This window comes from Flavilitoribacter nigricans DSM 23189 = NBRC 102662 (assembly GCF_002646595.1).
GTDB lineage: Bacteria > Bacteroidota > Bacteroidia > Chitinophagales > Saprospiraceae > Flavilitoribacter > Flavilitoribacter nigricans.
The window spans coordinates 28065-41537 of the sequence record NZ_PDUD01000048.1; the positions used below are offsets into that span (position 1 = coordinate 28065).

Sequence of the window (13473 nt, forward strand, 5' to 3'; positions counted from 1 at the left end):
TTTATATAATTAAACAGCTTTTTCGTAGTGGGCGTGTTAAACATTAATTAAGTAATTGCTTAAATAATTAAAGAGGTTAAAATATTTGATATGAAGACACAAGGATCATCAGGAAAATGGGCGGGAACTGGGCTTTTAGTCGCTATCACCGCTTCTCTTTGTTGCATAACTCCCGTCCTGGCTTTATTGGCCGGAACAAGCGGCATTGCTGCTACTTTTTCTTTTCTGGAACCTGCCAGACCTTATTTGATCGGCCTAACCATAGCGATATTGGGATTTGCCTGGTATCAGAAATTGAAGCCGGTAAATGCCGAAGCCATTGATTGCGATTGTGAAGAGGACGGCAAGCCTTCCTTTTGGCAGTCTAAATCTTTCTTGGGCATTGTCACTGCCTTTGCCCTGCTTATGTTAGCTTTTCCAAACTATGCTCACCTATTCTATCCGGAGAATAACAAGGCCGAAGTTATGATTATCAAAGAGGCCGATATTGAAACGGTTACACTTGGTGTTTCCGGTATGACTTGCACCGGCTGCGAGGAACACATTAAGCATGCCGTGACGGAATTGCCCGGCATAATTGAAGTGGAAGCAAGTTATGAGGCTGCTAATACTACGGTGAAATTTGATAAAACAAAATCCTCATTGGAGGAAATCAAAGCCGCTATCAACTCAACCGGGTATAAAGTCAAAGAAGATCAAATAGGAGAATTCCGGGAAGACTAATGCAAAAGCCGTTATAAAGGTCATCGAAGATACCGGCTATAAGGCGGAAGTGATGAAAGATGAGCAAACAAAAGATAAGCCATGATTCTCAAAAACCACTCACATCAAAAGAAGAATAAACCAGAAAACGATATGCAGGAAGTTACCTTTGAGATCACAGGAATGACCTGTGATCATTGTGCAGCAAGCATCGAAAAGCGATTTGCGGAAGTGGATGGTATGATCGGAAAAAGAGTAAGTTATCAAGAAGGGCAAGGCCACTTCACTTTTGACCCTTCAAAATTATCCAAGGAGACGATCATCAATACGATCAATAAAGGGAATTACCGTGCTGTGGGAGAAGTAGAAAGCACCAATAGAAGCGCCAGCAGTAACCAATATGACCTGATTATTATTGGTGGCGGTTCCGCGGCATTTTCAGCGGCTATCCAGGCTAATGAACTAAAACTAAACACCCTTCTGATTAATGGAGGCCTGCCCTTGGGAGGAACCTGTGTCAATGTCGGTTGTGTGCCCTCTAAACACCTGATCAGAGCTGCCGAACAGGTACACCGGGCTGCACATTCTCCTTTTAGGGGTATAGCAGGAGCAATGCCCGTTTTGGATTACCAAACCATTATCCGGCAAAAGAAAGAGCTGGTAAGCGAGTTGCAACAGAAGAAATACGGCGATATTGCTAAAAGGTTGGAATTTGTAAAAGTACTGAAAGGATGGGCCACCTTTCTTGACCCTAAAACAGTACAAGTTGGTGAGCAAAACTATACGGCTATCAAATTTTTAATTGCTACCGGAGCCACGACAAACATTCCCGATATTGAAGGTTTGGAAGAGGTTGGATATCTCACCAATGAATCACTTTTTGAGCAGGAAGTTCAACCACAAAGTTTAACCATTTTCGGAGCCGGGTATATTGCTTTGGAGATTGCTCAGGCTTTCCACCGGCTGGGTAGCAAGGTACGCATTATTCACCGTTCTGAACGCATTCTCCGTTCGCAAATGGCTGACCTCACGGATGAGTTGACCCACTATCTGCAAGAAGAAGGCATTGAAATCATCACGAATGTCAAAGTCGATAAAGTGGAACGCTCTGATTCTGACATCCAAATTTTCGGGAAGGATGCAGATGGAAAAACAGTACAGTTCACAGAAAACGGGCAATTAGCGGTAGCCACCGGTATTCGCCCCAATACCTTTCAACTGGGCATTGAAAACACTGGTCTTGAACTGGATAAAAAGGGCTTTATCAAAGTAGATATCCGACAGCAAACTAACGTGCCCCATATATACGCTGCAGGAGATTGTGCCGATACACCGGCCTTTGTTTACACCGCAGCCAAGGAAGGTAAACACGCAGTCAGCAATGCTTTCACCGGTCAGGTGATGGAAGCAGATTATTCCTCCCTCTCTTGGGTGGTATTCACTGACCCGCAAGTTGCAGGGGCCGGTATGGACGAAAGTGAAGCAGAAGCCAAAGAAATTCCCTTTGAAACTACCTCCTTGCCGTTAAGTGAAGTTCCTCGCTCCCAAGCTGCTTTGGACACCAGAGGTTTTATTAAACTGATCCGTAATCCGGAAACCGATCAGTTGCTTGGAGCCAGAATCCTGGCACCGGAAGGAGGCGAACTGGTGACGGCCTTAAGTCTCGCCATTAAATACAAGATACCGGTATCAGAATTAGCCGACCACTTGCATCCCTACTTGACCCTTTCAGAAGGAATAAAATTAGCCGCGATCACTTTTGAGAAAGATGTTGCGGAATTAAGTTGTTGTGCCGGTTAGTTTGCTTTCAGGAGTAGAGTCAGGAGGGGGTATGCTCATACAGACTCCATTGGATAGGCATTCTGACGCTCCTTAATCATTGAATATATCTTATCCCAAGATTCAAGCATAAAATCTGGAAACGTATGGACCTACCAAAAAATTTAACAAAGGACATTAAAACCCGCCTCCGAAGTATCGAAGGCCAGGTTCGTGGACTTATCAAGATGCTGGACGAAGACAAACAACCTGACCAGGTGCTTACCCAGTTCAAAGCTGTGCAAAAGGCATTGGACAAAACGCACTATTTGCTATTAGATGAAGTTTACCGGAAGGCGCTCGCCATAAAAATAGTTGAGACCGCAAATGCTTGTCCCGGAAACTGTGGTAATGAAGAGCAGATCGAATACATCAGACAACAATTTCCTGAGCTTGGACTGGACGACATTACCCGGAAAATGACAGAAATACTGTCGCTGAAAGAAAGGATCGATAATTTTAAAAATGGTGACTCACCACATAGTTTGTAAACCTGCTTTACCGATCAATTTTTTTCGCATAATTTTTTCCATTTCCTACTTGCGGACCACCCTACCCCTCGGTTTATCTTTGTACAGATTTTTACTAATCCACTAAAAGTTGCAAATGATGAATCGACAAGTGATCCATTTCTCATCGGTAAGAAAAACAATTTTTATTGCGCTGCTCTGTTTGGGCAGTCTACTCCTCAGCCAGGAAATGAATGCGCAGGCAGATCTAAAAGGTAAAAAGCAGGTCAGTGAGCAAACTGACAAGAAGACCACCAAGCTGGAGCTGACCGTTGCAGGCATGAGTTGCCAGGCAGGTTGTGCCGACGGTATCGATCACCTGCTAAGCCGCCGGGAAGGAGTAGTCAAAAGCAATACGACTTATGCCACCGGCATTTCCTCTATATGGTATGACCAGGCCATTATTTCCGAAAAAGAGATCATTGAGTTGATCGGTAAGCGAGGATTCAAAGCTACCGTCAAAACCACCCAAACAAAGATCAAAGATCAATGAAAGTCCGACAGCTGTTCACCAACAGGAAGTGCATCGTCATGCGAGGGGCTATTTGGGCATGGTTTCTGGGGCCGATATTTGTTTTCGGCCAGTCCGGTGTAATTGAGGGCCGGGTGATCGACGCCGAAACGGCTGCCCCCCTTTCCAGGGCTTCAGTAGTTATTGAAAGTGAATTCAGCGGTGTTTCGACGGATGCCGATGGCCATTTTCGCTTTACCGATCTCGCCGCGGGCGATTACTACCTGCAGGTGAGGTATTTAGGCTATCAATCTCAGACCCGTCTGGCGGTAATTGAGGCGGATGAGGCCATTACACTCGATTTCGGATTGATCCCACTGGCAACGGCCCTGACTGAAGTGGTGATCTCTGCTCCCGAAACTGACCTACTGGAAGAACCCATTCCCTCCACAAAAATCGGCGCCGGCCAGATCGAAAGACTTGCTGCTACCAATACTGCCGAGATCCTGGAGGAGATAGGAGGCGTATCGGTAGGCAGGGCCGGGAACTGGGGGTCTAAACCCTATTTCCAGGGGATGACCGACAGTCGGGTACTCCTCTTCATTGACGGGATCAAGACTACCCAATCCTGCCCGATGGGTATGGATGCCTGTACGGCGACGATCGAACCGGATATGATCAACAGTATGGACGTACAGGTAGGTCCGGGCAATGCTCAATTCGGTTCCGGGAATATGGGAGGTATTGTGAGCATCAATACGATCGGAGCCCAATATCAATATCTGGAAGAATTCAGGGCCGAGGTGGAAGCCGTTGCCCGCGTACGCTCCGTGTCCGGTTCCCGCAGCGGTTTACTGGCTTTTAAAGGAGGAAATAAGACACTGGATTTTGCCCTCAGCGCCGGAGGTGGCAGGCACGGGAATTATAAGGTGCCCGATCCGGATAGATATACTCTTTTCCCCAACACGGAAATACCCAACAGTGGATTTGACAGCCGCTGGTTGCACCTTCACACCCGGTATCGCCCCGAGGCCGGTCAGGAAATTGCGCTGATCGGCCAGATCTACCGGGGAGAAAATATAGGTTGGCCCGCCAGAATGCCGGAAACTTACACTATTATTCCCGAGGAAAAAAGAGATCTGCTGGCCTTAAAGTACCGCTGGGATTTCAATGGCCGAAATTTTAAAAAGCTGGAGGCGGTTTTGGGATACCAACCCATGTTTCACAACATGCTTAACCATGTTCCCGGTAATACACGCTTTTTCGGGATCTCCCGGACCGATAATTACCAAAGTTCGGTAAAAGCCTTTTTTGCCCTTGGAGAACGTTCTCTGTTTACAGCCGGAGTCGACGGTTTTGTTTGGAAAATGAACGCAGAAAGGCAGACGATCACCGAGCAGGGAACGTCCCCGTTCGTAAACATTCTCAATCGGGGGAAATTACAGGAAGGGGGAATCTTTTTGCTTAACCGGTATTTAGCCGGTGATCGCTTGACCATCGACGCCGGTCTGCGTCTAAATGCAGTATTTTCCGACGCCCGGCCCGATGCGACCGGATTTTTAGCCGGAGGCTTGCAGGATAACCAAGAAATCTGGACCGGCAACTTCGCAGTTCTCTATCAACTCAATCGGCATATGGCTGTTTCCGCAGGTGTGGTCAAAGGCTTCAACGCTGCTACCCCGGTAGATCGTTTCCTGAGTGCACCCCAGTTGGATGGTTTTTACCATTACGGGAATCCGGAAATTCGACCGGAGATAAATGTCAGCAAAACCATCAGTTGGAGAGGTATGAAAGATAAATGGAGCTGGAATCTCACTTATTTTCATAATCAACTTCGTGACCTAATCGAAAGACGTATCGATAGCACCCAAACTGCTCCCATAGCCGGACTTAGAGGAGTGAAACGCGCCGTCAATATTCCCGAGGCAGTGATTAAGGGAGCGAGCGCCTACCTGGCTTTTTATATCACCCCGGCCCTTCAATCCTCCTTAACCATCTCCTATTTGCACGGACGAGATGGACAAGGCGGGAATCTACCCAATATCGCGCCGCTGGAATTTAGTCCAAAAGTCACTTTTGAACATCCTGAGAAAAACCTCTGGGTGAGTTTAAGAGCCGACCTTGCGACCGGTCAGCACCGGTTCGCTCCGGCTTATGGGGAAATCTCTACTCCGGCTTACGCGGCTTTTGGTCTGTCCGGTGGTGGAAAAATAACCGAGCAAGTGGAACTTTCACTGGGCATCAGCAACCTGTCCAACCGCTTTTACCGGAGACACCTCAATCTGGCGCAATTACCGGAGCCTGGATTGAGTGTTTTCGCCACTGCCAAAGTGAACCTGTCAGTAATCGGACCTTCGAGCGAGGCACCTGGTTTAAAGGGCGCGCGCCTGGTGACTATTCGCATCGAAGGTATGGCCTGTCAGTTCTGCGCCAAAACCGTCCGCGAACGCTCGGAAGCTTTACCGCAGGTGATCCAGGCCATCGTCCACCTGGAAGATGGAAAAGCCGCCGTTATCGTCGGCCGGAAGGCCTCGCTGGAAGCATTACTCGAAGCGATACGCAGAGCAGGTTTTGGGGCTCAGGTATTATCGGTTGAAGATTATACGCCCTCATAAGAAGACATCGAGAACCAGAGAGCTTCTCATTTACATCGACGTTAAATGTAAACAATTTCCTATTCCAACACGATTCGTTTGGTCGTTTCCCAATCCGACCCTACGATTCGAAGAAGGTAGACGCCAGCTGCCAGCGCCTTATTCGCATTCAATTGAAACCCTGCTTGCAACTGAGTTATCGAAAGCTTCTTTACTTGCAATCTTCTACCTTGTAGGTCCATTAACTCAAAGGTCAGGTCAGCATCGATCCGATCTATTTCGATGGAGATTCGCTGGCCGGAAGTAACTGGATTTGGGAATACCTTAGCTATGCTGCTTTTCAGATCCGGTTTTTTATCGCGAGTACCAGTTGGGCCTCCCAGAAAATAATTTTGAGCTAATGCAAAAGCATTTTTACCAATTTCCTCGCCAATGATGCGCCCAGGTATATCATCTGCCGGAGGATGGATCCCCCCCCAGATACGAGAAAGACTGGTTTGGTCCGATGCATCACGGTAAGTAGCCCACTGGAGTGTCACATCAACGCTGGGGCCAACCTCAAATACGAGAAACTCATTTTTCTTGGCCACAAATTCGCCTATTCCTCCAGGGAAATACTCATCACCAGTCAAGGCGGTAATTACTTCGGCAGCAGCACGCGAAAAAGTAGAATGTCCAGAAATATAGCCACCAAAGTTAGGCGTTACAAAAGTAGGTCGTTGGTAGGGCCACCAATTTTCGGCCAGGATCCAGCCCACCCCGGCATAGTCCGTTTTAGGATTCTGAATGTAATCAGGTCCACGCCAGGCCTTTACTTTTACTTTCCCGATATGTTCACCGGTCGTTCCAGCCAAAGGATCTCCTGCCTCAACTAGTTCAATACGATCATCAATTAGAGGCAAACCAGCAGGATGAAAGCTGGGTCGCGAAGCATCACTACATTGCCCCCGATCAGCCATAAATCGAATAGCAGAAATAGGCCGCAGATAATCATACCAGCCTTTGATTCCCCAAGATGTAATAGCCGCATCATGACCAGCACCACTCAAGGTAAAATAGGCTTTCACATCCCACTCCAGGGGATCAAGTATTTCTCCTTTGCCAGCAAAGCGAGCTTCGAACTTAGGATGATCTGTAACGTAATTGAGAATAGTAAACCAGTGTCCAGGAGGTGTTTCTGAAGCTGGGCCATCCGCCCAAAATTCAGCAAGTACTCGAACATAATCTGCTCGGGGAACAATTTGAGGTTCATAAGGTAGACCTGTAGCTGGGTTGACGGCATGGCCGGTACCGGGGTCACCACCATTAAGCTGGTCGTAAAAAGTGGGAAAATCTTCAAAATTTCTTGGTAAGTTTTCAATACTAAAATTGCCGAGAGCAGCTGGAGAAATATCCCATAATACACCATCATTATGATCCAGATGAGCTGACCACATGGCCACGAGCGCAAAACCCCAGTGATAATCTGTAACTCCCTGGGAATTTAAGGTATCGATCATAGGAGGAGCCCCCGGATCATGATAAACCCAATAATCAAAGCCATCGCGATTATAAATGGTGAGGTCGTCCTTACGCAAAGCAAAAGGAGTAACCTGTCCCCATTCTGGGCTTAGAAATGGAGGCGTATTTACCGGAATTACATTGCCACTTTGGTCGATCACCAAATCCAAGGTCAAAGGTTGCCATCGATTAGGGTTTTCGATATTCGGATTCCCAGGAAACTTGGTGACCAAGGATTCATTAACCGGGCGATAAAAACGATTATTATAATTGATTTGTTCATTGGCCCCATCTTGCAAACCAAAGGCAATGATTTGTTCGGCCAAATAATTACCCAAAGCTGCCGGATTCCCATCTTGATAATCAGTAGATATAAAATTCTGATCATAGCCCAAGTCTTGAAAAAGTTGATCTGCTAAATTGAACGTTTCTTGCCTGCCGGGAGATCGACTGAAGCGATGTTTGATCAAGCGAAAGACCGCATAGCTGATGGCTGTTGCTCTAGCCGTCTGCACATTTTCGGGTGTGGAGATACCCTCAAACGGACAAGTAAAACCATCCACTGTTTCTCCTAGAAAGAAGGGTTTTGCCTCTGCATCATAAACCGCCCAGAGATCATACATGGCCATAGAAGTATGAAAAAGGTTTCGGGCATGCACGGTGGGGCGCGCCAGGTCATTCCGAATTCCAGCTAACAGCACTTCATTCCACTGGCGGGCAACGGAATGTTCCTGAGCAGAAAGATTCAGAGAAAATAGTATAAATAGTAGGTAGAATGATCTTTGCATGGAATCAATATCGGATTATTAAATAGGAACCAAAAGTATAAAGGTCTTGAATTTTAAGAGCAGTAAGTTTATATAATTTTGGCAATTATTTATACAATTATAACAACATGCAGCCAATCTTTACGCTTCCATCAAGATTTTAAAAATTACAGAGAACATCAGTTAATTAACCGTGTTCCATCATTGTAATTATACTTTGAACTTGAAGTGATTTAAACTCTAACTATGCGGACCTTTGTTATGATTTCTGGCTTACTGATTAACTTATTCCTTGTTGCCTGTAACGGCGGCGAAAAAAATACTGATGTAGGCATCAATACGCCGACAGAAGTAAGAACGGAAAAGGCATCCACCCCAGATAGCTTTGATGCTGGCTTTGCCGATGGCCTGACCGAAGCCATATTCCAGGACTACCTCCACCTACGGACGGCCTTCGTCAATTCCGATGTAGAAGAAGCCAGTGCTGTGGCGAAAGAGTTAACCGAACGCCTGACCAACGATTATGCAGACGCGCACACCACCGCTCAGGCAATCGTTGATGCCAAAGACCTGGAAAAGCAAAGAACTGCTTTTTCCCAACTAACTATCGCCCTTGAACCCCTTTTTAAAGAGGGGCTGACCGAAGGCGTCATCTACAAGCAATATTGTCCCATGGCCTTTGATAATAAGGGAGCCAATTGGTTCAGCGACACGGACCAAATCCAGAACCCTTACTTCGGAGAACGTATGCTCAGTTGTGGCAAGATAGTAGAAACCATTCAATGAATTCACGGCTGTAAGCGGGCAGAACTAGATGCGAAGGTTAAAAGTTAATCATGATTCATGAACATTCCTTTCAACCTCGAATTCAAATCCTCTTTTAACTGTATTATCCATCGAGGAAAGATGGATAAGAAAAATTCGAATAAAAAAATGAATCCTTACGTAAAATTCGGCCTGATGATGCTGACCAGCTTCGTCATTATGTACGCCGTCATGTATATGAACGTTGATCAGCTGGACCACATCTATCTGGCCCAGACCCGTACCTATATGACCATTCTGATGATTGCGCCCATGGCCATCACTATGCTGCTGTTCATGTGGGGCATGTACAAAGACAAACGCAAAAATTACCTCATCCTTGGCGCTGCCCTACTGGTCGGCGCTTTCACCTATCACATCCTGCGTCAGCAAACCTTTGTAGACGACAAAGCCTGGATGCGGGCCATGATCCCCCACCATAGTTCAGCTATTATGGTGAGTGAAAAGGCCCAGCTCGACGATCCTGAAGCCATCCAATTGGCCAAAGAGATCATCGAAGCTCAGAAGCGGGAGATCGCACAGATGAAGAAAATGTTGTATCGGCTGGAGCAGGCGGAGTAGGGAAATAATCATTCGTATCCTTCCGACTGTATCCGTTTAGCGTGAAATACGAAGGATTCACCGCGAGCCGCAAAGATCTATTTTTCGAAGCGCTTAGCGACCTCCAAGTTTAAGAACGCGAAGATTTGTGGATTTGCCGCCGGCAAATCCACAAAAAAAACTTAGAGACTGTTTTAAAACCCCTCACTGGGCTACAAAACGCGGCTTTTGCCGCCACTCTGCACCTATTTTTTATTTGATTCAAGAGCGGGGCCCCTGCCCCATTCTTGAATGAAGCGATGCTCCCAATCAAAGATTGCCCTTCCCGATTAAAATACGGGACAGGTCGGCGGGATCGAGATATGCAGTGAAAAATAGCTTTTCCCGACACTGCATGTACGGGACAGGCTAATTGACGGCAAAATCCGGGTTTTTCACCGGCAGCAGAGGTTTTAAAACAGTCTCTTAGCGTCTCGTGGTGAATTCTTTATGGTTTCACGCTAAACAAATACTTCCGACATGGAAGGATACGAATCTAATAGCAGGCCATCCGATTATAGTTTCCTTCAGGGTGCTGCGCCATCGTTATTATTCAGAAACAGGTTCAGCAGTAAATCCAACGCTACCTACCGCCTGGATGACTTTCTCTACAGGGATATTATCGGTGTCGATGATCAAAATTCGATCGTCACTCTTCAGGTCAACCTCCCATTTTTCAATTTGTGTTTCAGCATCCAGTATAGGCTTGACTTTTGATAAGCAGCCCGTACAAGTGATATTGGTTTTGAACTTTAACTTTTTCATTGGTTTAAATTTTTTTAGATTAAATTTTTGCGGTTTTCAGACGTAGACTATTAGCGACAACCGAAACTGAACTCAGGGCCATAGCCGCGCCGGCTATCATCGGATCCAGTAAAAAGCCGTTAACCGGGTACAACAACCCGGCTGCAACCGGAATACCGATGATATTGTAGATAAATGCCCAGAATAGGTTTTGGCGAATGCCTACTACCGTTTTTTTCGATAGTCTTAAAGCTTTGGGTATGGCCTGCAAGTCGGAGGTTATTAAAGTCATTTTAGCTACTTCCATGGCAATATCTGAACCCTTACCCATGGCAATGCTTACGTCCGACTGGGCCAGGGCCTGACTATCATTGATACCGTCACCTACCATGGCCACTATTTTACCCTGCTGTTGTAATTTTTTCACGAATTCCGCTTTATCAGCCGGCATCAGCTCTGCTTCGAAATGCTGCAAGCCTACTTGTCTGGCTACTTCAGCAGCGGTTTGCCGATTATCTCCGGTGAGCATATAAACTTCTACTCCTCTTGCTTGCAGGGTCTCAACGGCAGATCTGGAATTTGCTTTAATTTTATCAGCAATGGCCATCACTGCCAGTATTTCCCGATTGCCGGCAAATAAAATAGCCGTCTTTGCTTCTTGTTGCCACTGGGTCAAAAACTGCCTGGTAGCAGCTGAGATCGGGATGTCATTCAATTTCATCAGGCGTTCATTGCCTACCAAGAATGCCTGCTGCTTATCGGCAGTAAAAGCAGTTACTCCTTTACCGGTAATACTCTCAAACGCTTCAATTGTGCCAGGTTTCACTTCCTTTGATCTTAAAAAATCCACAACTGCTTCCGCCAGGGGGTGCTCTGACTGACTTTCCATTGCCAATAATACTGACAGGTGGTAATCGACATCCTGTTCGCGGAGCCATTTAAAATCGGTGACTACCGGCCTCCCTTCCGTAATGGTCCCCGTTTTGTCCAACACAATGCTATCCACGCGATGTCCCAACTCTAAACTTTCGGCATCTTTAATCAGGATGTTATTTTCTGCCCCTTTCCCAATGCCAACCATAATGGCGGTTGGGGTGGCCAGCCCCAGTGCGCAGGGACAGGCAATAACCAGCACCGCAACCGAAGTCAGCAAAGCATGGGTGAAAGCATCTTCCCCACCGAAGACCATCCAGGCGAGAAAGGTGACGATCGATATCACGATCACGACGGGTACGAAAATCCCGGCAATTTTATCCACCAGTTTTTGCACCGGAGCCTTACTACCCTGCGCTTCCCGGACCATTTGAATGATTTGAGCAAGCAGGGTGGCTCCACCTACCTTTTGGGCGATAAATTGAAAACTGCCTTTCTGATTGATCGTTCCGGCAAAAACCTGCTCTCCCTTATGTTTGGGAACCGGAACCGGCTCACCGGTAATCATACTTTCATCCACATTGGAACTTCCGGAGATTACTTGTCCATCTACGGGGATTTTTTTCCCGGGACGAACAATAATGGTATGGCCAATTTCAACCTGACTGATGGGCATTTCCACTTCTTCTCCATTGAGCATTACGCTCAAAGTCTTGGGTTGTAAGCCCATGAGCTTTTTGATGGACGAAGAGGTATTGGATTTCGCCCTTTCCTCCAGTAATTTACCAAAAGTGATAAAAGTGATAATCACCGTAGCCGCCTCGTAATACACATGCGGATGAATGCCTCTGGCGTGCCAAAAATCCGGAAATAAAGTATTGAACAGACTGAAAATGAAAGCGATCCCTGTACTTAGGCTCACCAAAGTATCCATATTCGCCTTACCATGTCTGGCCTGTTTAAAGGCATTGATAAAAAACGAGCGGCCTAACCAAAATAAAATAGGAATCGTGAGTACTAAAGAAATCCATCTACCCGGTCCCCAATCCATAAAAAACATACCCAGGATGAAGACCGGTAGAGTAAGAATGGCAGACCAAATGGTACGGCGTTTAATTTCCTGATAATGTTCTTGCCGTAAGGCTTCCTGGATCTCTGAAGGATCTTCGACATCTAAGATTAGATCGTAACCAACCGCCTGTAATGCTTTCTGTAAGGCCTCCGGATTAGTGGTAGCATCGTATTCTACCAAGGCCGTATGATCGGCAAAATTGACGTTGGCATTTAAAACGCCTTCCGATTTTTTCAGTATCGTTTCAACACTGTTGGCACAGGCGGCGCAAGTCATTCCGCTTACCGGCAGTGATCGTTTTTGCACTTTGCGATTTTCTAAGACCGTATATTCAGACATATTTTGCTTCTTTGATCAAGTGAACTTATGGGGCAAATTTCGTCCGATACGGTGGCAAAAAACTTACAGCATTTTGGGTTTGGATTACAATATTTTGGAGTTACACCTCATCTAGTGAATTCCGCGGGGGCTGGCGCAGGTTTTTAAAAGTGATGGGTGACATTCCCGTAATTTTTTTGAATTGTGCCGATAAATGAGCCGAACTACTATAGTTCAGTTGAAAGGCAATTTCCGAGATGGTCAGCTCCCTATAAATAAGCAGTTCTTTTACCCGTTCTACCTTTTGGAGGATGATGAATTTCTCGATCGTGATCCCCTCGACCGAGGAGAAAAGTTTGCTCAGACTGAAGTAATTAACGCCAACTTGTTGTTCTATAAAATCGGAGAAGTTAGTAGATTCCGGTTTTTCCTTTTCATGGTGAATATGCTCGATGATCACCGTCTTTACCTGTTCGATGATCTGTCGCTGTCGATCATTGATCAGTTCAAAACCACCGGATAGCAAGACCTTCTCCACCTGCATCAGTTCTTTTTCCGATAAACTGCCCTTAATTTCTGCCTTGCCCAATTCAATCGATTCTAAGACAATTCCCAGCTTCCCCAGATCCTCTTCCACTACCCGGATGCAACGGTTACAGACCATGTTTTTGATATATATTGTTGTATTTTTCATAAAATATTGATTTCTGCCTCGTGGATG

Annotated in this window: 11 protein-coding genes; 7 read left to right on the forward strand and 4 right to left on the reverse strand. The window is 46.2% G+C overall.

The features are described 5' to 3' along the window. The first annotated feature begins 90 nt into the window (after window positions 1-90). The 5 genes from merTP to CRP01_RS34930 all read left to right on the forward strand — a co-directional run bounded on the left by merTP (window position 91) and on the right by CRP01_RS34930 (window position 6095). Window positions 91-723, forward strand: a complete 633-nt coding sequence (gene merTP / locus CRP01_RS34910) for a mercuric transport protein MerTP (RefSeq protein WP_099154726.1) — start codon at window positions 91-93, stop codon at window positions 721-723. A gap of 81 nt (window positions 724-804) precedes the next feature. Beyond that, window positions 805-2502 carry a mercury(II) reductase gene (gene merA / locus CRP01_RS34915; RefSeq protein ID WP_222845886.1) on the forward strand — a complete coding sequence of 566 codons (1698 nt, stop codon included), beginning with the start codon at window positions 805-807 and terminating at the stop codon, window positions 2500-2502. A 125-nt stretch (window positions 2503-2627) separates the two neighbouring features. Continuing rightward, window positions 2628-3011: a metal-sensitive transcriptional regulator gene (locus CRP01_RS34920; RefSeq protein WP_099154727.1), complete on the forward strand. Its 384-nt coding sequence runs from the start codon at window positions 2628-2630 to the stop codon at window positions 3009-3011. 115 nt (window positions 3012-3126) lie between these two features. Continuing rightward, on the forward strand, window positions 3127-3522 hold the full coding sequence (locus tag CRP01_RS34925) for a heavy metal-associated domain-containing protein (RefSeq protein ID WP_222845887.1): 396 nt from the start codon (window positions 3127-3129) through the stop codon (window positions 3520-3522). After that, window positions 3519-6095 carry a TonB-dependent receptor domain-containing protein gene (locus tag CRP01_RS34930; RefSeq protein WP_099154728.1) on the forward strand — a complete coding sequence of 859 codons (2577 nt, stop codon included), beginning with the start codon at window positions 3519-3521 and terminating at the stop codon, window positions 6093-6095. Before CRP01_RS34925 ends, CRP01_RS34930 begins: the two co-directional genes overlap by 4 nt. Window positions 6096-6154: 59 nt before the next feature. Here the strand turns inward: CRP01_RS34930 and CRP01_RS34935 are convergent, their stop codons facing one another. After that, window positions 6155-8362 carry a DUF6851 domain-containing protein gene (locus CRP01_RS34935; protein WP_099154729.1) on the reverse strand — a complete coding sequence of 736 codons (2208 nt, stop codon included), beginning with the start codon at window positions 8360-8362 and terminating at the stop codon, window positions 6155-6157. A gap of 225 nt (window positions 8363-8587) precedes the next feature. Here CRP01_RS34935 and CRP01_RS34940 point away from each other — a divergent pair, with 225 nt between their 5' ends. Next, window positions 8588-9127: a DUF3347 domain-containing protein gene (locus CRP01_RS34940; RefSeq protein WP_099154730.1), complete on the forward strand. Its 540-nt coding sequence runs from the start codon at window positions 8588-8590 to the stop codon at window positions 9125-9127. 147 nt (window positions 9128-9274) lie between these two features. Beyond that, the gene (locus tag CRP01_RS34945; RefSeq protein WP_099154791.1) at window positions 9275-9727 is read left to right on the forward strand and encodes a DUF305 domain-containing protein; all 453 of its coding nucleotides are present in this window, start codon (window positions 9275-9277) and stop codon (window positions 9725-9727) included. Window positions 9728-10294: 567 nt separating this feature from the next. Here the strand turns inward: CRP01_RS34945 and CRP01_RS34950 are convergent. The 3 genes from CRP01_RS34950 to CRP01_RS34960 form a co-directional block, all read right to left on the reverse strand. Further along, entirely contained in the window at window positions 10295-10510 is a 216-nt protein-coding gene (locus CRP01_RS34950; RefSeq protein ID WP_099154731.1) for a heavy-metal-associated domain-containing protein, read from the reverse strand. Window positions 10511-10529: 19 nt separating this feature from the next. Next, window positions 10530-12773, reverse strand: a complete 2244-nt coding sequence (locus CRP01_RS34955) for a heavy metal translocating P-type ATPase (protein ID WP_099154732.1) — start codon at window positions 12771-12773, stop codon at window positions 10530-10532. Window positions 12774-12873: 100 nt separating this feature from the next. Next, the gene (locus CRP01_RS34960) at window positions 12874-13446 is read right to left on the reverse strand and encodes a helix-turn-helix domain-containing protein (protein WP_099154733.1); all 573 of its coding nucleotides are present in this window, start codon (window positions 13444-13446) and stop codon (window positions 12874-12876) included. Window positions 13447-13473: the final 27 nt, after the last annotated feature.